Source organism: Steroidobacter cummioxidans, assembly GCF_003104955.1.
Genome location: NZ_LSRW01000017.1, coordinates 168,623 through 188,796, shown reverse-complemented (window position 1 = coordinate 188,796; position 20,174 = coordinate 168,623). Strand labels below are relative to the sequence as shown.

Genomic DNA, 20,174 nt, shown 5'->3' with positions numbered 1-20,174 from the left:
GGGCACACGATCAGCCCCTTCGGATGCCGCCCGTCATGTCGTCTTCCAAACCTTTCGCGCCCGCTTGCGAGCGCAATCGAGACCCCATCCTCGACGTCCTGCGCCAGTATTTTTCGGATCGACGTCGCGTGCTGGAGATCGGCAGCGGCACCGGGCAGCACGCTGTCTACTTCGCGCCGGCGTTCCCCGCTGCGACCTGGCAGACCTCGGACGTTGCGGAGAATTTGCCCGGCATTCGCATGTGGCTGGACGAAGCGGCTTTGCCGAATCTGCCGGCACCGCTGACACTCGATGTCACAGGCCAATGGCCGGACGCGACCTTCGACGCCATCTTCAGCGCGAACTCGCTGCACATCATGCCTTGGTCAGCGGTGGAGCAGTTCTTCGCAGGCGTCGGTCGGGTGCTGGAGCCAGGCGGCATTCTCGCCGTCTACGGTCCATTCAATTACAACGGCACCTACACGACCGACAGCAACCGCGAGTTCGACGGCTGGTTGAAACAACGCTCGGCACTGAGCGGCATTCGTGACTTCGAAGCCGTCGATCGGTTGGCGCAGGGAATCGGCTGCACACTGGTGCAGGACCACACGATGCCGGCCAATAACCGGCTGCTCGTGTGGCGGCGGCAGTCCTAGATATCGAACTTCACACCCTGTGCCAGCGGCAGGCGCGAACCGTAGTTGATCGTGTTGGTCGCGCGGCGCATGTAGCCCTTCCAGCAATCAGAGCCGGCCTCGCGACCGCCGCCCGTTTCTTTTTCGCCGCCGAAAGCACCGCCGATTTCGGCGCCCGACGGGCCGATGTTGACGTTGGCGATACCGCAGTCCGAGCCGAGCGCCGACAGGAAATATTCCGCCTCGCGCAGATCGTTGGTGAAGATGCAGGACGACAAACCCTGCGGCACTTCATTGTGCAGCCGAATGGCATCCTGCAGGCTGTCGTACTTCATCACGTACAGAATGGGAGCGAACGTCTCACGCCGCACCACATCGTCCTGCGAGCTTACTTCGACCAGCGCAGGACGAACGTAATAAGCATCGTCGCCCAACTCCGCCGCGACGCGCGTGCCGCCCACGACTTTGCCGCCAATCGCGGCAGCCTGTTGCAAAGACTGCTGCATGGCCTGATAGGACTGCTTGTCCACCAGCGGGCCGATCAAAACATCCTGACGCCGCGGATCGCCGATCGCGACCGACTCGTACACTTTCTTCAAACGCGACACGCAATCGTCGTACACGCTGGCGTGAACGAACAGGCGCCGCAGACTCGTGCAACGCTGACCGGCTGTTCCCATCGCGCCGAAAGCGATACCGCGCAGCGCGAGATCCATATCGGCAGTCGGCGACACGATCGCGCCGTTGTTGCCACCCAATTCGAGAATGGCACGCGCGAATCGAGCGGCGAGCTTCGGGGCAACCGTGCGGCCCATCTGCGTCGAGCCGGTCGCCGACACGAGCGGCACGCGCGGATGATCCACTAGAACCTCACCGACGGCGCGCCCGCCAATCAGCAGCGTCGACAGACCTTCCGGCACACCGCCAAATTTGGCAGCGGCGCGCTCGAACAGCGTCTGCACGGCGAGCGCAGTTAGGGGCGTTTTTTCCGACGGCTTCCACACGACGGAGTTGCCGCAAACCAGCGCCAGCGCCGCGTTCCACGACCATACTGCGACGGGGAAGTTGAACGCCGAGATCACACCGACGACGCCCAGCGGATGCCAGTTCTCCATCAATCGATGCTCGGCGCGCTCGGACGCAATCGTGAGACCGAACAGCTGCCGCGACAGACCGACCGCGTAGTCGCAAATGTCGATCATCTCCTGCACTTCGCCCTGCCCTTCCGACAGGATCTTGCCCGCTTCGAGCGTGACCAGGCGCCCCAGGTCCTCGCGCGCAGCGCGCAGCTCTTCACCCAACAAACGCACCAGCTCGCCACGCTTCGGCGCCGGCACCGCACGCCAGGCGAGGAATGCCCGGTGCGCGCGTTCGATTTGCTCGGCAGCCTCTTGCGCCGTGCACTCGGGCAGCCGCCCCACGATGTCACCGCTGATCGGCGAACGCGCGATCAAACTGCCGCCAGTTACTCGCTCAGCCGGCACACCCAGTCGCGCCAGCGTCTCGGCCACATCTTGGACAACACTCAAATTACTCATGGCGGATTCCTGATCCATCGTCGGCGGCGAAGAGGACTTCGCTCTTGAAACCCGGCGCCGCCGCAGGCGGCGCCACAACAGCTCACACTCTCAGCGGGGCGCGTAAGCGCGCCCGAAGCGATTTGCCAGGAAGGTAGTGAGATCGATGTCTTCCTGACGAATGAAGCCGCGGTCGGCGATCTTGCCGGTCGCGAGCAGATCGAGAACGCCCGTGATGCCCGCAGCGGTCGTAATCTGAATCGCGCTGCGCATGACGCCGCCGACCTCACCGCTGTAGATCTTGTGGGCGTACGTGTCCTGCATGAGCCGCCCATCACGAATGCCGCTGACGGTCACGAACACGATCACCACATCCTGCAACGTCGCCGGCAGCGCGTTCTCGAGAATGTCCTTGAGCACATCGCGACGATCACGCAGGCGCAGATCGTTCAGCAGCGCCTTCATGATGGCGGCGTGGCCGGGATAGCGAATCGTGCGGTAGTTCAGGTTGCGCACCTTGCCGTTCAAGGTCTCGCACAACGAGCCCAGGCCGCCGGACGTGTTGAACGCCTCGTAAGTCACGCCGTCGAGCGCGAACTCTTCCAGCTCTTCCATCGGCGGCACTTCGCGTCGCTCGCCGTTGACGATGGCCTCACAGGGCTCGCAATACTCGTTGATCAGCCCTTCGGTGCTCCAGGTCAGGTTGTAGTTGAGCGCGTTCGACGGAAACTTCGGCAGCGCGCCCACGCGCATGCGTACGTCGTGCAGCGTGTCGAAACGACGGATCAGATCGTAAGCGGCAATGGTGATGAAGCCCGGAGCCAGGCCGCACTGAGGGATGAACGCGGTCTGCGCACCTTCCGCGAGACGCTTTACCTTGCGCGTGGTCGCCACGTCCTCGGTGAGGTCCAGGTAGTGAGCGCCGGCATCTTTCGCCGCGACCGCGATGTCGCCGGTCAGATTGAACGGCACTGCGCTCAGCACTGCGAAGCTGCCCTTGAGCAGACCGCTCAGCTCGCGCGCACTGGTGACGTCGACCGCCTTGGTCTCGATGGCAGGGTTCAGGCCATCGAAGCGGCTCACCGCGCGATCCGGCAGGGTGACGCGATAGTCGCCGCTGCTGGCGAGCATATCGGCAATGGTGACGCCGATCTTACCGGCGCCTGCTACGACAATGTGTTTCATGCGGCCATTGTCGGCAGCCCCGGCGCCAGCGGGTATTGCCAAACCGCCGAGCTCCCGGCAATGTTTCGGCGTTCTGTCGGTTCCGCTCGTCATTTCGCCGAAGTCCTCGCCGTTTTTACATGAAGCCGCGCCCGCAACCCCTCGATTCGGTCGATCAGCAGCTGATTGCGCTGTTGCGCGAAAACGCTCGTGCTCCGACCGCTGCCCTGGCACGCAGCCTCGGTCTGTCCCGCACGACCGTGCAAAGTCGGCTGGAGCGGCTGGAGCGCTCGAAGGTAATCACCGGCTATTCAGTGCGTTTGTCGGAAACGCAGGAACGCGGCACCGTGCACGCTTACGTGATGATTACGGTGAAGCCAAAGCACGCGAGCCAGGTGGAACGCGAAGTCCGCAAGCTCAAAGACGTGCGCGTGCTCCAGGCCGTCAGCGGTGCCTTCGATCTGATGGCGCTGGCGGTTACCGACTCGATCGCCGAGATGGACGAGCTGATCGATGCCATCGGCGAGCTGGACGGCGTCGAGCGCACCACTTCCTCGATCGTGCTGTCGACCAAAGTTTCCAGCGCTGAAAAGCTGCCAAGTTTTTTTTCTGTGAGTTGAGCGCGTTCGCCCGACAGCAGCGTTGTCCGCTTGCGCGGCATGCGCGAGCTGTATATACAGCCAGACATGGAGCTGGAAACCAAGCTTGCCATCCTCGCCGATGCCGCCAAGTACGATGCCTCGTGCGCCAGCAGCGGCGCGCCCAAACGCAGCGCTGCTCCGGGCAAAGGCATGGGCTCGACCACAGGCATGGGCATTTGCCATAGCTACACGCCCGATGGCCGCTGCGTCTCGCTGCTCAAGATCCTGCTGACCAACTTCTGCCTGTACGACTGTCTTTATTGCATCAACCGCCGCTCGAGCGACATTCCACGAGCGCGCTTCTCGGTGCAGGAAGTGGTCGACCTGACGCTCTCCTTCTATCGGCGCAACTACATCGAAGGCCTGTTCCTGAGCTCCGGCATCATTCGCAACGCGGATTACACGATGGAGCAGCTGGTGGAGGTCGCTCGCACGCTGCGTGAAGAGCACGAGTTCCGGGGCTACATCCATTTGAAGACCATTCCGGAAGCGAGCCCGGAACTGGTCGAAGCTGCCGGCCGCTACGCCGATCGCTTGAGCGTCAACATCGAGCTGCCGACGCGCGAGGCGCTGACCACCCTGGCGCCAGAGAAGAGCGATGTGTCCATCAAGCGCGCCATGGGCGAGATTCGTCTCAAGCTCGACGAGAAGGCGGATGGCGGAGGGAAGGCGCCGCGCTTTTCGCCCGCTGGCCAGAGCACTCAACTCATCGTGGGCGCCGACGACAGCTCCGACGCGTCCATCATGGAGACAGCGGACACGCTGTACCGCTCGTACAAGCTGCGCCGGATCTATTACTCGGCGTTCAGTCCGATTCAACGCGCCTCTGCTCGCTTGCCGAATCGCGCGCCGCCGCTGATGCGCGAGCACCGTTTGTATCAAGCCGATTGGCTGATGCGCTATTACGAGTTCTCGGTCGGCGAGCTGGCGCAGAGCATGCCGGGCGGCAAGCTGGACTTGAGCGTCGACCCGAAGACGACTTGGGCGCTGGCGAATCGGCATCTGTTCCCGGTGGACGTCAACACCGCCGATCGACACCAGCTGCTGCGAGTGCCGGGACTCGGGGTGCGAGTGATCGATCGCATCATCAGCTCGCGTCGGCATCGCAAGCTGCGCTATGAAGACTTGAAAACGCTCGGCGCGACGTTGAAGCGCGCACGTCATTTCATCTGCACGGCCGACTACCGGCCGTCGCAAAGTGATCGCAGTTCCGACGGTCTGCGGCGCGCGCTGGCCACCGCGCCCGAACAGCAATCCTTGTTCTGATCATGTACTCGGCCTGCGTACAAGAGTTTGCGCAATGGCGGGATGTGGCGCGTCCGCTGTTATCCGCGAACATCGCTCCCGAAGAAATGGAATGGCGCACCGGCCGATATTTCGAGCCACTCGCATCGGATAGCTCCGCCGTCCCTGCTGCAAAGCCGATGCGATTGTCACGACAGTTGATAGATCTGCTGGACACGATCAGCTGCTATCGCCACGACGGCCGCTGGGATCTGATGTACCGCCTCGCCTGGCGTTCGCTGCGACAGCCTCATCTCTTGGAAGACGCCGCCGATCCCGATGTTCACCGCGCCACGCAAATGGCAAGCGCGGTAGACCGCGAGGTGCACAAGATGCACGCCTTCGTGCGCTTCCGCGAGATGACCGACGAGCAAGGCGAAAGTAAATACTTCGCCTGGTTCGAGCCGACTCACGAAACCCTGCGTCGAGCCGTGCCGTTCTTCTGCAAGCGCTTTCCCAATATGGAGTGGATGATCGCCACGCCCGACGGCACTGCGCTGTGGCAGAACGGTGAATTGCAATTCGTCGCGACACCGGACAAGTCGACGCTGCCGAAAGCGGACGCTCACGAGGGGCTGTGGCGCACGTACTATCGAAGCATCTGCAACGTGTCGCGCATCAACCCACCCGCCATGCGACGCGAGATGCCGCAGCGGTACTGGCGCAACCTGCCCGAGTCCGTCGAGATCCAAACGCTATTGCGCGACGGCCAGGCGAGCTTCGATCAGCGACAGCGCGAAGCGATGGATATGGAGCTAGCCAAAGCGCGAGCCATGCAGCGTGCGCTCGCTGATCTGCCCGACTATTCGGGCGGCCCTGCGGCATGTCGTCGCTGTGACATCTGGCGTCATGCAACCCAAGCCGTGCTCGGCGAGGGATCGACTTCGGCGGCCATCATGTTGGTGGGCGAACAACCTGGCGATGAAGAGGATTTGCGCGGTCGCCCTTTTGTGGGCCCGGCCGGTCGCCTGCTCGACGATGCATTGAAAACCGCCGGCCTGGAGCGCGGCGAGCTGTACATCACCAACGCCGTCAAACATTTCAAATGGCAGCCGCGCGGCAAACGTCGTCTGCACAAGCGGCCCGATGCCTCGGAAGTGGCCGCGTGCAATCACTGGCTCGATGCCGAGCTGTCGCAGGTCAAACCTCGCATCATCGTCGCCCTGGGCGCATCGGCATTGCGCGCTGTCGCCGGCCTGACCGACTCGATCGAATCAGCCCGTCAGTTGCAGATTCCGCATGCCAGCGGCGCCCAAATTGTATGCACTTATCATCCGTCAGCCATTTTGCGCGCCGACCCGGCGAACGCCGGTCAATTGCGTACTCACCTGATCGATGATTTGCGCCGTGCCCGGGAACTCGCCGACTGACGGCGCGCTTGCTCTATCGATGTCAGCAATGCCTCCACCGCTGGTCACCGTCACTGAGAACGGCTTGTACTGCCCGGCCGGCGGCTTTCATATCGATCCATGGCGGCCGGTGGATACCGCCGTCATTACGCACGCGCACGGCGATCATTTGCGTCATGGCAGCGCGCGTTACTTCGTCGCCGAACCCGGCATCGCCATCGCACGTCATCGCCTGGGTGTGGATCATCATCCAGCGCCGCTGAAGTACGGCGAACAGCTGCAACTCGGCGCGACGACGATTTCGTTACATCCCGCCGGCCACATTCTTGGCTCGGCGCAGCTGCGCATCGAGCATGAAGGCCACGTATGGGTCGTGTCCGGCGACTACAAGCGACAGCCCGATCCGACCTGCGCGCCGTTCGAGCCGCTGGCATGCGACGTATTCATCAGCGAAGCAACGTTTGCCCTGCCGGTCTATCAGTGGCAGCCGACGGGTGAAGTGATCGCAGAAATGTTCCATTGGTGGCAGGCAAATCGCGAACGAGGACTTGCATCGGTGCTGTTCTGTTACGCACTGGGCAAAGCGCAGCGTGTGCTGGCCGAGCTGCGTGCATTCACAAACGAGACCGTTTACTTGCATGGTGCCGTCAACGTGCTCACCGAGGTCTATCGACAGCAAGGTATCGAGATGCTGCCGACCCTGCCCGTAACCGGTGAGCGCAAGACGGACTATAGTGGCGCATTGATCCTCGCTCCGCCGAGTGCTGCCGGCACACCCTGGATGCGACGTTTCGGCGATCATTCCAGCGGCTTCTGCTCGGGCTGGATGCGTGTGCGCGGCAATCGGCGTCGGCGCGGTTATGACCGCGGCTTCGTTCTTTCAGACCACGTCGACTGGCCCGGCCTCATCGATACGTTCAAAGCGACGGGCGCACGCAGAATTCTGCTCACGCACGGCTACTCCGACGCTCTCGCCCGCTACTTGAACGAGCTCGGCATCTCCGCTGCCGCACTCGAAACGGCGTACGGCGACGAGGAGCAGCAATGAGAGCCTTCGCCGCGCTGTACGAAGAGCTCGATACGACACAGTCGACCAATCTCAAAGTCGCGGCCATGTCGCGTTACTTTCGCGAATCGCCGCCGGCCGATGCGGCCTGGGCCACATACATCCTGTCGGGCCGCCGGCTCAAACGTTTCATCGGACCAGCGCTGCTGAAACGTTGGCTGGTCGATGAAGCCGCGCTGCCGGAATGGCTGATCGATGAATCCTATAGCTCCGTCGGTGATCTCGCCGAAACGATCGCGCTTCTCACAGCAGGAACGGCGCATAGTGAAGCAAGCACCGACGACACGCCCCTCGCCGATTGGATCGAGGACCGCCTGCTGCCACTGCGCGAGTCGGACGAAGACGTGCAGCGCCAGGCGATCACGAACTGGTGGCGCGAACTGCCCTACCGGCAGTGTTTCCTGTTGAACAAGCTGCTCACCGGCGAGCTGCGGGTCGGCGTGTCACACCTGTTGGTAACGCGCGCGCTTGCCGAAGTCACCGGTATCGAGCGCACCGAGCTTACCGGCCGACTCATGGGCGAATGGCAACCCGGCGCTCTGTTCTGGCAGGCCCTGCATGCGGCTGACAGCCCGCGCACCGATCCGGCCGTTCCTTATCCTTTCTTTCTGGCATCGCCGCTCGAGGGCGAGGCTAGCCAGCTCGGCGAGCGCGACACCTGGCAGGCGGAATGGAAATGGGACGGCATTCGCGGCCAGCTCATTCGCCGCGCCGGCGAATGTCACTTGTGGTCTCGAGGCGAGGAACGCATCACTGAACGCTTTCCTGAGATCGTCGACGCCGCGGCCACGCTGCCCGATGGCGTCGTGCTCGATGGCGAAGTCGTTGCCTGGAAAGACGGACGCATTCAACCCTTCGCGTTGTTACAGCAGCGCATTGGCCGTAAGAAACTCACTGCCGCGATCCTGGCTGCGGTCCCTGTGCAGTTTCTCGCTTACGATTTGTTGGAGCTGGATGGCCAGGATGTGCGCGCAACGTCACTGCGAGAGCGTCGCGCTCACCTGGAAAAATTGCTGGCGAATGCATCGCCCATCCTGCAAGTCTCACCGTTGGTTCCCGGCTCGACTTGGGACGAGCTGGCAGCCGCGCGCGCCGCGTCACGACAACGCAACGTTGAAGGCCTGATGCTCAAAGCGCTCGATTCGAGCTACGGCACGGGCCGCCAGCGTGGCGCGTGGTGGAAGTGGAAGATCGAGCCGCACTCGTTCGACGCAGTGATGCTCTACGCACAGCCAGGCCAAGGACGCCGCTCGAATCTGTATACAGACTACACATTCGGCGTGTGGCGCGATCGGGAGCTCGTACCCGTTGCCAAAGCCTATTCCGGCTTGAGCAATCCGGAAGTCGCGCAGCTCGATCGCTGGATTCGCGCACATACCGTGGAAAAGTTCGGTCCAGTGCGCTCGGTCGAGCCCAGCCAGGTATTCGAGCTCGCCTATGAAGGCATCGCTGCGTCAGGCCGCCACAAATCCGGCATTGCACTGCGTTTCCCAAGGATCCTCCGCTGGCGCACCGATAAACCGGCTAGCGAAGCGGACTCGCTTGCGAAATTTTTGCAAAGCGATGCTCATGCAAGCGCCTGACGCCGCCGCCCGCAGCGGCTAACATTTTCAATCCCGATAAGGAGGTGGCCATGGCGAAGGAATTCCTGAAGCGCACTGGGTTGGCAATCGCGGCGGCGCTTGTTNTGTTGTTTGCGGGCGTCTCGCAACGAGCATCCGCGACCGAGCCGCAGCAAGTCATCCATCAGCTGCGCGTCTACGAGATCTTCGAGAACAACAAGCAGGCGTTTCACCAGCGCTTTCGCGATCACGCCATGCGCATCATGGCGAAGTATGACTTCAAGATCGTTGCGCAATGGGAAGCCCGGCACGAGGGCCGCACCGAGTTCGTTTACTTGTTACAGTGGCCGGACCAGGCGACCCTGACCGATCGCTGGGCCAGATTCATGGCCGATCAGGAATGGGCCGACATCAAGAAGCGCACCGCCGCCCAGCATGGCCAACTGGTCGGCGCGATCGAGGATCGCGTGCTGACGGTGCAGAATTACTCACCTACCCGGTTCTTCGAATAAACGGAGCCATCATGAAATACACAGGCAGCTGCCATTGCGGCGACATCGCGTTCGAGTTCGAAGGGACTTTCGATGAGGTCCTGGAGTGCAACTGCTCTCACTGCAGTCGCAAGGGTTACCTGTTGACGTTCATTCCGCACGAGCACTTGCAGGTGAGCAAAGGTGCGGAGAGCTTGAACACGTATACGTTCAACAAGCACGTCATCCAGCATCACTTCTGCAAACGTTGCGGTTGCGCGCCGTTCGGCGTCGGCAGCAATCCCAAGGGCGGCAAGATGGCCGCCATCAATGTACGTTGCCTGGAAGATTTCGACCTGGCAGCCGTCAAGCGCAAGCCGGTGGACGGCAAATCGTTTTAGCGCAGGTCGCGGCCTGCTGCGGCATCGTGCGCAGCAGGCCTTTGCAAGCATTTGCAAGCTTTCGCTAAGACCTCCACCTACCCCGCTCTGCGCCCCACCCCTAGTCCGTCCAACCATTGACGCTCGTCACAATTGTGTCACGTGCATAAGTGACGCAGTGCTCGATTGACGTGCTCCGCGATGAGCATGATTCGCTGCCCGTCGGAGAAACCGGCGGATCTCGCGAACTTTCAACGGTTGGGCCATGAAAAGATTTTCCATGCTATCTCCGACGCGAACACTCGCGTTGCTCACGCTGGGGTTGCTGGCGCAACAAGCGTCCGCCCAGGTTCTCGACAACGGCCGGCTGCGCTTCGGCAACGGCGCGGTGGAATCGGTGAACATCCGGGGTAACCTGGAGCAGCCGTTCTATTACTCCGTGCCGGCGAGCCAGTGGTACAAGCTCACCTATTCGTCGTATCCGCTGGACAACGCCATCGGCATCAACGGCACCGACACCAACGAATGGAACAACTCCGGCAACGTGGTCGACAATCCGACGCTCACCGATCAGGTGGTCGATACCAGCGGCTTCGTGCCGCTGAATGACAACCGCGGCTATGGCACGGTGATCTCCACCGGCACGGTGACGATCAACGCCACCACGCTGCAGGTACGCAACACCTATGAGCTGGGCATCGACAAGGCCTTCATCAAGATCACCACGCGCATCACCAACACCAGCAACGCCCCGGTCGGCAACGTTCGCGTGTGGGTCGGTACGCAAGACGACTGGGTCGGCATGACGGACACCCCCACCAAGACTCGCGGCAACCTGGGCAGCAACGGCTTCACTCAGTTGCCCAACGCAGCGACGCGCTCCTCGGCGATCCGCATCACCTCGGGTCAGGAAGGCGTGCTGTTCTACTCCAGTTCGCCCAAGGCTCATACGTCGATCGCCCACTATGGCAGCTTCGCCAACCCGCGCAGCCAGAATCCCGCGACCTCGTCGGTGACGGCGGGCGGCGACGGCTCGTATGCGCTGTACGTTCGCATGAACGACCTGGCGGTCGGCGCCAGCGAAGAGTTCAGCTGGTACTACGCGGCCGGCGCCATCGAGGACCTCACCAGCATCGTCGACGATCTGGCCAACGAAGCAGTGTCGAACATCGATGTCACTTCGTCCGCGGGCGCCGGCGGCACGATTTCGCCGGCAACCGTGTCGGTTGCGCAGGGCGCGACCGCGCAGTTCACGGTGACGCCGAACGCCAACTATCACATCGCTTCGGTGCAGGGTTGCGCCGGCACGCTGAACGGCAACACGTTCACCACGGGCGCGATCGGCGCCGCATGTAATGTGAGCGCGACGTTCGAGCTGAACTCCTATCAGGTCAGCGCCGCCGCCGTGAGCGCTGGCGGCAGCATCGGCCCGGCGAGCGCAACGGTTACGCATGGCCAGACCACGGCATTCACGGTTACGCCGGCGGAAGGCTTCGTCATCGGCGCCGTTTCGGGTTGCGAAGGCTCGCTCAATGGCAACCTCTTTACGACGGGCGCCGTGACGCAAGCTTGCGAAGTGAATGCCAGCTTCATCCCGCTGCGCACGGTCAGCATCGAGACGCCGACCAACGGCTCGGTCGTGCCGGCCAACCCGCAAGTGCCCGAAGGCCAGCCGAACAGCTTCACGCTGACGCCGGGCGAGGGTTACTCAATCGGTGAGGTGACAGCGACCGGTTGCCATGGCTCGCTCAGCGGCAACGTGTTCACGGTTGCCAGCGTGTCTGCGTCGTGCGCCGTGAGCGCCAGCTTCGTGCCGACGCCGCCAACCTTCCAGGTCGAACAACCCGCCGTGCTCGACATGAATGCGAGTGAGTTGCTGTCCGCGTTGCCGACCGGCGCGCGTCCGAGTGCGGTGGACTACCGCGGCGCGGCTGCTACGGTGACTCTGCTCGGCGATCTAACTCGCTTCGCGCCTGGCTTGCATCGAGTGAGCTGGCAAGCCACCGACTCGCGCGGTGTGCCCGGTGTCCTCGAGCAAACGCTGCGTGTGTGGCCGACCGTAACGTTCGGTCCGGACCTGTCCCTCGGCGCTCGCGCCGGCAACTACGACTCGTTCCGTATCGCCTTGAACGGCCGCTCGCCGGTTTATCCGTTCACCGTGCGCTACACCGTGTCCGGCGATACGCAGGGCACGACGCTCGAAAGCGGCCAGGTGGTGTTCGAAGAAGGCGAAGTGGAGAAACAGATTCCGTTCGCCGTGCAGGTCACTGCTCCGACCGGCACCGCCGAGCGCACCGTGCAGATCGCACTCGATGCCGAATTGAATCGCGGCAACACGCGACCGCTCACGGTCACGTTGACTACGATCAATCAGGCGCCGCGCGTGAGCCTGCAGCTGTCGCAGTCGGGCGAAGAGCGTCGCGTCGCCAGCCGCGATGCCGGCCCGATCACGTTCAGCGCCGATATCCACGATCCTGATACCACCGACACGCACACGATCGAATGGCGTGCTCCTGCCGGCGCGATCTACACGGTCAGCGGCAACAGCATCGTCGTGCAGCCGTCGAGCCTGCCGGCCGGCGTGCATCGCTTCGAGTTGATCGTGACAGACAACGGTGCGCCGCCAGTCATTACGCGTCGCATGTTCGATGTGGTGGTGCTCGAGACCACGCCGGTGCTGCCGGCTGGCGCGACGCGCCTGCTCGCCAACGGTCTGCCGGATTCTCCGGAATACGCGCCGGTGGCTCCGAACGTGTTGCCTGAGCGCGGCGGTCAGCTGTCGTCGCACTTGATGGAAGCGGATGCGGGCACGCGCCTGTCGCTCGGCAGTTACGCGATCTATCGCGGCGCTTATCAGACCGAGCTGCCGGGCACGACGACCTCGCTGCGGATTCCGAATGACTCGGTGGTCAACGCGGGCGGTTACTTCGACTTCGTGATCGACGATCTGCCGCGCATCGGCGAGAGCGCCAGCGTGGTGATTCCGCAGCGTGCGCCGGTCCCGGCTCACCCTGTCTATCGCAAGTACGACCCCACCACCAACCAGTGGCGGACGTTCTTCGAGGACAACGACAACCGGATCGCTTCGGCGCCTGGTGTCGAAGGCTTCTGTCCGCCGCCGTCGAGCGACGAATACCGCCCCGGCCTGCACACCGGCGACTGGTGCGTGCGCCTGACCATCAAGGATGGCAGCGTGAACGATGCCGACGGTGCCGCAAACGGCTCGATCTCCGATCCGGGCGGCGTAGGCTCGCTGTCCAACGTTCAGGTCACCGGACAGACCAAGGGCGGCGGCGGCTCGTTCGATGTGATGTTGCTGCTGGGCGCGGCGTTGCTGCTGATGCTCAAGAACATGAATCGGCGTCAGATCGCGACCGTGCTCGCGTCGCTCGGTATCGTTGCCACTCAGGCGCGTGCCGATGACACGAACTCGTGGTATGTCGGCGGTCAGTTCGGCTCGGCGCGCAGCGATGTGAGCGCCGGTGCCGTCGACAGCACGCTGCGCGATAAGGGCTATGACGTAACCACGAAGGTGAGCGACAAGAGCCGCGATGCGTGGCGGGCGTACGCCGGTTACGAGGTGACGAACTGGCTCGCCATCGAGACCGGCTACACCGATCTCGGCGCAGTGAAGATGGCTTTCTCCGGACCGATCGCCGACGTGCCGACGTTCCTGGTCGACGCCAACGCCTTGCAGCCGCCTTCAGCCGAAGGTTTCGATCTGACGGCGGTGGCGCGCATGCCGCTCGGCTCGCGCGTGTCGGCACATGCACGCGCGGGAGCATTCTTCTGGGATGCTCGCTACGACACTCGCAACATCGACGGACAGTTCGTGCGCCGTAAGGACGACGGGATCAGCCTGCTGGCCGGCGTCGGAGCGCAAGTGAAACTGGGCGGCCGCTGGAGCCTGGGTGGCGAGTTCACCCGCTACGGCGTCGACGGCGATCACATCAATTTCGCCGGCGTGGATCTCACGTTCCGCTGGTAAGTCGTTCCATTCCTTCTCGGCTCGACGGTGTGCCTCAAGCCCCGTCGAGCCTTTTTTTATTTCAGAAGGTGCTCATGGCCGACGCATAGATGTAGGTCGTGTCGCCTTCGTTGGGAGCATTCGGTGCATCGTGCAGGAAGCGGCCATGCGCCAGGTAGGCGCTGCCGAACTCCAGCATCAGATTGCCTGGCAGCAGGTTGTATTGAACCTGTGCTTCGATCTGATGACCGACGAAATCGCCCGACCTGCCGGTGCGGTCCTGCAGTCGCGCGGTGGTGTACTGGTCGCGAGCGCTCGCCAGCCACACCGCGCGATACCCAACCATCCCATACAGTTTCTGCAGCGGCTTTGCCTCGAATCTCAGGCCTGGAGAGTTGATATTGCTGCGCGCGAGCGCCCCGAAGATTCCGGTCGGCCCGAAATCGAGGCGGCGGGAGCCGTATAGCGTGTCGAAACGATTGTTCTCGTTGTCGTTGGGATCGTCATCGCCGCTCGCAAACTCGTAAGAGAGCTCGAACCGCGGCGCCATCTTGCCACTCAGCGTGTAGCCGACCTTGCCGTGGAAAAAACCTGCGCGGTGCTGCAGATCCTTGGTATCCGTGGCGGCATTGGTCAGACGCGATGTGCCGTATTGATAAGCACCTTCGGCTTCGAAGTCCCAGGACTTCGCGGCCGGATTCACGTACAAACGAAAGCCCGGCGTGTTGATGTCGCGATCCGCCACGGGGATGCCTGCGTGGTCGCGCGAGCGTAGCCCGAAAAAAAACGCCTCGCCTTTCACGCCGCCGAACAGCTCAGGAGCGGCGCCAAAAGCGCCCCACAGCGTCACATCCGAGCTCTCTGTATCGAGCTCTCTGTCGTTGTCCAGCAAGGAGGCGAAATCGGATGGCCTGCGTTGCACCGGGCGAACGTAGAAGGCACGCGCCTCGAAGCCGTCGGCGCCCTTCCACAACGTGTGCACGCCAGTGTAGGCATTGGTCGTGTTGCGAAAGTTGTTACGCGCCACCAGGCGACGGGCGCCAAGGTCGATGGTCATGCGGCCGGCGCTGACATCCAGACGCGCGCCTCGCGAAAACACATCGTTGAACCGCATGCCGACCAGGACTTGCAACGGCTCGAGCGTATTGACGGAGTCCGTGCCCAGCGGGGTGCCGGAGTCAGCGAGCTGCTGGCGCGCATCCTCCAGCTCGAAATTGGCGTAGAAATTCTGCACGGTGGCCCGTGCATTCAAGAACAGGCGCCCGACCAGAATCTCGTCCGAGCCCGTGGCACCGGCGCGGTAAGGATGATTCAGGGTCTCATAGCGAACGCGATAAGACCCGCTGAAGCTGAGCCACTCGGGCGTGTCGATTGCCTGATCCAGCCGCCAGGGGGATGCGTCCGGCGCGGCGCTCGCTGCGCCCGCGAAGCCACCCAGCACTGCCACTGCCGCCACACAAAATCGACCCATAGAGCATCCAGACGCGCCATATCGTCACCAATATAGCGCGCCGTCGCGGAGCCCCGCGAGTCGAACTGTCAGAAGCGTGCTGGAGGCAGCACCAGTGGCGTCTCAGGGCATCGTGTCGGGTCGAATGTTGACGATGGAGTGCCTGAGGTCGCTCACGCAGTTCCAGAAGCCGTTGGTGGCGGGGTGCAATCCGACCTGCGCGCAGGACAGCTCCGCGCGCTCCGCCTGCTGCGACTGGGTCATGCTGAAGTAGGACTGCCACGGCTCCGCAGCCGGCACTGTCGCGACATCTGCTGCGTTTACGAGCACGGGGCTCTGCGCCGCCCTTCTGAACGTCACGACGCATTTCGCCTGTTCTGCCGTGCCGCGCGCCAGCCCTTGCTGTGCGCAAGCCTGATCGGCCTGCAGGGTCAGGTTGGCGTCCTGCAATGAGCGGACGGTATCGGCAAGGCTGCCGCCACAGGCTTCGAACTCGGGCCCGGTGCGCAGCCCCATGATCTGGTTACAAGTCTGACGTACCAATGTCGCGCTGCCGGCATCCAGGCCGTACGAGCTCGGATAGCTCGAGCAGCCGAGCAGTCCAAAAGTGGCGACAGCAAGCGCAACTCCCGCGATCAATCGAGTAGTCATGTTTGTTTCCTGTCCAATGTGAATCCGAGCTATCAGCCCTCGCTTTCCTTTGCCTGGAGCTCTTCGTCAGCCGCCCGCTTGGCGTCGGCCTTGGACTCGCACACCGTCACCAGGCGCTCTTCGTAGCGCGCCATCTGTGGAGCTTTCGGCGCGCTCTGCGGCCACACGGCAACGCGCTTGGTTTCCTGCCGGCATTTGGCGCTCGCCGGCCCGTCCTCTTTCGCATCGGCGGCACCCGTGCCAACGACGCCGAACAGGCCAGCGAGCGCCACCGTCGCGGAGAGCGCTGCTCGACGCACGACTCGACGAGGGGATTCAGAACGAATCGTCTTCATGCAGTTCTCCTTGAAAATGGTCGACATGTGTTGCTTCAAAGACTCGCCGCCTCGGCGAGTCGACGATGCGGATTGCTGGTTTGCATCTCGCTGGTTTCCACCAGCTCCACGCGGGTACCCGCCTTGCGGCTGCGCTGAATCCAGTCGGCGATCACTTCCGCACAGGTGTGGTCGAGCAGCGTGACCCCGGTGAGATTCAGCCGAATGTGACCGCCGAGGGGCAGCTCATCGAGCGCCTTGTTCAGCCGGTTCATGCCCACGAACGTGGCGCGACCGCGCAGCTGCACTTCGATCAACGTCTCCTTGCGATCGACATTCACGTCCAGCTTCAGATCGCGCACGTGAGGCAGCAGCTCGAGCATCGACAGCACCAAGCCGGTGAGCACGCCCGTGAGCAGATCGGTGGTCACCACCATGAACAGCGTGCTGGCCCAGATCAGCGCCGGCATCACGCCGTAGTGGTGATACAGATGACGCACGTGGTCGAGGCTCACGAGACGCCAGCCGGTCACCACCAACACGCCGGCGAGCGAAGCCATCGGGATCTCGCGCATCAACCAGGGCAGGAGCATCACGAAGCCGAGGATCCAGACGCCGTGCATGATCGCGGACGCGCGCGTCAGCGCACCGGCCTGGATGTTTGCCGAGCTGCGCACGATCACACCGGTCATCGGCAACGCGCCGACGGCTCCGCACAGAAAGTTACCAATGCCTTGCGCGCGCAGCTCTTTGTTGTAATCGGTACGCACGCCGTCGTGCATACGATCGACCGCTGCGGCGGAAATCAATGTTTCAGCACTGGCGATGAATGCGATGGCCAGCGCGGTCGCGATGAACTGTGGGCTCAACAGGCCGGTGACATCCGCGAAGGTCGGCACCGCCAGACTGGCGAAGATCGACTCAGGAACATCGACGCGCGTGAGGTCGAGCTGCAGGAAGAACGCGGCCAGCGTGGCGAGCACGACACCCACCAGCGCGCCTGGAATCAGGCGCAGCGTCTTGGGCCTGAATCGTTCCCAGGCGAGCATCGACACGATCGTGATGATGCCGGCTGCAAACGCACTGGCAGTCGAGTGCGCTTCAGTGAACAAACGAAACAGCGAGACGGGAATCGCCAGCAGATTCTCCACGCCGCTCGGTCTGGGCAGATCGTCGAACAAGACATGGAACTGACCGATGAAGATCAGAATGCCGATGCCCGCCAGCATGCCGTGCACGACCGCCGGTGAGATCGCGCGGAACCAGCCACCGAGGCGCGCCGCGCCCGCGATGAACTGGAATCCGCCCGCGATCAGCAACATCGGTCCGAGAGCAGCGATGCCGTACTGACGCACGAGCTCGAACACGATGACGGCGAGACCCGCGGCCGGACCGCTGACTTGCAGCGGTGAGCCAGCGAGCGCGCCGACGATGATGCCGCCGATGATGCCGGTGATCAGACCTTTCTCGGGCGGCACGCCCGAGGCGATCGCGATGCCCATACACAAGGGCATCGCCACCAGGAACACCACGATGGACGCGGTGAAATCCCGCACAAAGATGTTTTGACGGGACAACCCCGTCTCGCCGGCACTGGAGCTCATAAGTCAGCCTCAGGCAGTGCGAGGCAGTGCTTGATGAGCCGCCAGACGCGGCGCGTGCGGAAGTGCGACCGGCAACGGCGCGTCGTCACGCACGGCGGTGAACTCGCCCGTCTGTCCGTCCAGCGCGTGAATGGCACCAGAGTGGATGTCGACGTACCAGCCGTGCAGAGCGATGGTTCCTCGCGCAATCCCGGTAGCGACGGAAGGATGCGTGCGCAGGTGCGCCAACTGACAAACGACGTTTTCGAGTGTCAGCGCGCGCAGTTGCTCGCGACCGGATAGCTCCGGGTAACAATTGCGCACGACACCTTGAGCGGCATGCGCATGACGGAGCCAGGCAGCGACATTGGGCATGTCATCGAGTGCGCCGGGCTTCATAAGCCCTTCCATCGCGCCGCAGCCAGAGTGACCGCACACGATGATGTCAGTGACCCCGAGCGCCATCACGGCGTACTCGACGGCTGACGACACACCGCCATTCATTTGTGCGAACGGCGGCACGATGTTGCCAGCGTTGCGTGTGACGAATAGATCGCCGGGCTCCGCTTGTAGGATGAGCTCGGGGACGATGCGCGAATCCGCGCAGGAAATCATCAACGCCTTGGGACTTTGGCCCTTGGTAGCTAGACGGTTGTACAGGTCAGCATGACGTGCAAAGACATGCTTCTCGAATTTGAACACTCGGCCGATGATTTCGTTCATCTCAACCTCGAACTTGGAAGTTGTCGAGGTGTAAGAGTGCCGGGCTCGTTTTGCTGATCTGCGGCCCGTTCGTTACAAAGTATTGCTATTACGTTTGTGACGAAATGTTGCTGATCGGTTTATTACAAAGTGTTGCTGATCTTATTGTTGCGCGGTAAAGCAATCTCAGCACACAGCCCGCCTTCGTCGCGATTGCTCAAGCGCAGCTTGCCGCCAGCGGCCGCGACGGCACGCACCGCAATGGGAATGCCCAGTCCGACCCCTGAAGTGTTTCGCTGACGGGCGGGATCCAGCCGTTGAAACGGCACCAGCACGCGCTCCAGGTCCGCTTCGGGGATGCCCGGGCCGTCGTCCTCGACACGGATGCGGATCTGGTGCGGCTCTTCGATCAAATGCACCCAGGCGCGGTTGCCATATTGAACCGCGTTGTTGGTGAGATTGCTCAACGCGCGCTTGAACTCGACGAGCCGAAACCTTGCGTCACAATGCTCGGGACCGAAATAGGTGATGTCGTAGCCGCGATCCTGCAGATCATCCACTACGGTCGCCACCAGCACCGCGAGATCGACCAGACTCGGCTTCTCCGGATGATCGTCGCCGCGGAAGTAAGTAAGCAGCGAATCGAGCATCAACTCCATCTCGTCCAGATCATGGTTCAGATCGTCGCGAGTCTGCACATCGTCGACCCCATCGACGCTCAGTCGCAGCCGTGCCAGCGGTGTTCGCAGATCGTGTCCGACCGCAGCCAACGCCTCGGTGCGGTCCTTGATCATGGTAACGATGCGCCTCTGCATCTCGTTGTAGGCGCGAATCAGGCGCCGGAACTCGGCCGGCCCCTGCTCTTCCAGCACGGTCGAATTGCCATAACCCACGCGAGTCACAGCATCGGCCAGCAAGCCCAACGGCCGCAGGATGACGCGCAATGTCACCAATGCGATCAACACCAGCGCAACCATGGGCATGCTGGCAATGAACACACGACGCAATTTCAGCGGCCACTCGCCGACCAGATCCTGCGCACGGAAATGCAACCACGAGCCGTCGGTAAGTTGCAGTGAGCCGATCACTTCCGTCGGCACGTCTGCCGAGCCTAGATGCAGGCGCAGATCCTTGCCGCGCAGGCTCGGTTCCCACAGCACCATCTGCCGATGCATTTGCATCAGCGCGTCGGAGCGCTCGCCCGGCTCGATCGGGGTTTGCCGGAACCAGCCGAGCTTTTTGAAAATGCTCGGTTGGAGCTTGAAATTTTCGACAAATTCCTGGAGCGGCGCTCGGGCACCTCGCTTTTCGAGCATGCGCGCGACGACGACGATTGTTGCTCGGAGGTGCGGGCGCGCTTTCCTCTTTCGCGCAAGGCTGAAAGCGCTCGCGCCTTCATAAAAGCATCGTGGTCGCAGCCAGGCCGACGATGGCAGTGAATGCGACCACAGCGAGCACAC

Annotated in this window: 18 protein-coding genes; 10 read left to right on the top strand and 8 right to left on the bottom strand. The window is 62.7% G+C overall.

All coding sequences use genetic code 11. The annotated features are described in order from the left end of the window. The first annotated feature begins 35 nt into the window (after window positions 1-35). On the top strand, window positions 36-635 hold the full coding sequence (locus tag D0550_RS11175) for a DUF938 domain-containing protein (protein ID WP_116809259.1): 600 nt from the start codon (window positions 36-38) through the stop codon (window positions 633-635). On the opposite strand, the gene amaB is transcribed toward D0550_RS11175, so the two are convergent. Together amaB and D0550_RS11165 are read right to left on the bottom strand one after the other, a co-directional pair. Then, a complete protein-coding gene (amaB, locus tag D0550_RS11170) occupies window positions 632-2,152 on the bottom strand; it encodes an L-piperidine-6-carboxylate dehydrogenase (protein WP_116809322.1) in 1,521 nt (506 codons plus the stop codon). The two genes, D0550_RS11175 and amaB, sit on opposite strands and share 4 nt — an antisense overlap. Before the next feature lie 90 nt (window positions 2,153-2,242). Next, window positions 2,243-3,316: a saccharopine dehydrogenase family protein gene (locus D0550_RS11165; RefSeq protein WP_116809321.1), complete on the bottom strand. Its 1,074-nt coding sequence runs from the start codon at window positions 3,314-3,316 to the stop codon at window positions 2,243-2,245. A gap of 119 nt (window positions 3,317-3,435) precedes the next feature. Here D0550_RS11165 and D0550_RS11160 point away from each other — a divergent pair, with 119 nt between their 5' ends. The 8 genes from D0550_RS11160 to D0550_RS11125 all read left to right on the top strand — a co-directional run bounded on the left by D0550_RS11160 (window position 3,436) and on the right by D0550_RS11125 (window position 14,035). Then, window positions 3,436-3,915, top strand: a complete 480-nt coding sequence (locus D0550_RS11160; RefSeq protein WP_116809258.1) for an Lrp/AsnC family transcriptional regulator — start codon at window positions 3,436-3,438, stop codon at window positions 3,913-3,915. Window positions 3,916-3,981: 66 nt separating this feature from the next. Next, window positions 3,982-5,202, top strand: a complete 1,221-nt coding sequence (locus D0550_RS11155) for a putative DNA modification/repair radical SAM protein (protein ID WP_116809320.1) — start codon at window positions 3,982-3,984, stop codon at window positions 5,200-5,202. A 2-nt stretch (window positions 5,203-5,204) separates the two neighbouring features. Beyond that, complete coding sequence (locus D0550_RS11150) at window positions 5,205-6,590, top strand: UdgX family uracil-DNA binding protein (protein ID WP_116809257.1); 1,386 nt, start codon at window positions 5,205-5,207, stop codon at window positions 6,588-6,590. A gap of 28 nt (window positions 6,591-6,618) precedes the next feature. Then, the gene (locus tag D0550_RS11145; protein ID WP_116809256.1) at window positions 6,619-7,617 is read left to right on the top strand and encodes a ligase-associated DNA damage response exonuclease; all 999 of its coding nucleotides are present in this window, start codon (window positions 6,619-6,621) and stop codon (window positions 7,615-7,617) included. Next, window positions 7,614-9,218 (top strand): ATP-dependent DNA ligase, encoded by a 1,605-nt coding sequence (locus D0550_RS11140; RefSeq protein ID WP_116809255.1) that lies wholly within the window; start codon window positions 7,614-7,616, stop codon window positions 9,216-9,218. Before D0550_RS11145 ends, D0550_RS11140 begins: the two co-directional genes overlap by 4 nt. 50 nt (window positions 9,219-9,268) lie before the next feature. Further along, window positions 9,269-9,709 carry an NIPSNAP family protein gene (locus D0550_RS11135; protein ID WP_116809254.1) on the top strand — a complete coding sequence of 147 codons (441 nt, stop codon included), beginning with the start codon at window positions 9,269-9,271 and terminating at the stop codon, window positions 9,707-9,709. Window positions 9,710-9,720: 11 nt separating this feature from the next. Then, window positions 9,721-10,068: a GFA family protein gene (locus D0550_RS11130; protein WP_116809253.1), complete on the top strand. Its 348-nt coding sequence runs from the start codon at window positions 9,721-9,723 to the stop codon at window positions 10,066-10,068. A gap of 244 nt (window positions 10,069-10,312) precedes the next feature. Continuing rightward, entirely contained in the window at window positions 10,313-14,035 is a 3,723-nt protein-coding gene (locus tag D0550_RS11125) for an outer membrane beta-barrel protein (protein WP_116809252.1), read from the top strand. A gap of 61 nt (window positions 14,036-14,096) precedes the next feature. Here D0550_RS11125 and D0550_RS11120 read toward each other — a convergent pair whose 3' ends face one another. The 6 genes from D0550_RS11120 to D0550_RS11095 all read right to left on the bottom strand — a co-directional run bounded on the left by D0550_RS11120 (window position 14,097) and on the right by D0550_RS11095 (window position 19,877). Further along, window positions 14,097-15,485: an alginate export family protein gene (locus tag D0550_RS11120; RefSeq protein WP_116809251.1), complete on the bottom strand. Its 1,389-nt coding sequence runs from the start codon at window positions 15,483-15,485 to the stop codon at window positions 14,097-14,099. 102 nt (window positions 15,486-15,587) lie between these two features. Further along, the gene (locus tag D0550_RS11115; RefSeq protein ID WP_116809250.1) at window positions 15,588-16,115 is read right to left on the bottom strand and encodes a hypothetical protein; all 528 of its coding nucleotides are present in this window, start codon (window positions 16,113-16,115) and stop codon (window positions 15,588-15,590) included. A 32-nt stretch (window positions 16,116-16,147) separates the two neighbouring features. Further along, window positions 16,148-16,450, bottom strand: coding sequence for a hypothetical protein (locus tag D0550_RS11110; protein ID WP_153067120.1), 303 nt, complete (start codon window positions 16,448-16,450; stop codon window positions 16,148-16,150). Window positions 16,451-16,485: 35 nt separating this feature from the next. After that, complete coding sequence (locus D0550_RS11105) at window positions 16,486-18,033, bottom strand: SulP family inorganic anion transporter (RefSeq protein WP_116809248.1); 1,548 nt, start codon at window positions 18,031-18,033, stop codon at window positions 16,486-16,488. Window positions 18,034-18,042: 9 nt separating this feature from the next. Then, window positions 18,043-18,735, bottom strand: a complete 693-nt coding sequence (locus tag D0550_RS11100; RefSeq protein WP_116809247.1) for a carbonic anhydrase — start codon at window positions 18,733-18,735, stop codon at window positions 18,043-18,045. A gap of 122 nt (window positions 18,736-18,857) precedes the next feature. Next, window positions 18,858-19,877 (bottom strand): ATP-binding protein, encoded by a 1,020-nt coding sequence (locus D0550_RS11095; RefSeq protein WP_161965763.1) that lies wholly within the window; start codon window positions 19,875-19,877, stop codon window positions 18,858-18,860. A gap of 6 nt (window positions 19,878-19,883) precedes the next feature. On the opposite strand from D0550_RS11095, the gene D0550_RS34880 reads away from it, so the two are divergent. After that, window positions 19,884-20,153, top strand: a complete 270-nt coding sequence (locus D0550_RS34880; protein WP_161965762.1) for a hypothetical protein — start codon at window positions 19,884-19,886, stop codon at window positions 20,151-20,153. The last annotated feature ends 21 nt before the right edge of the window (window positions 20,154-20,174 follow it).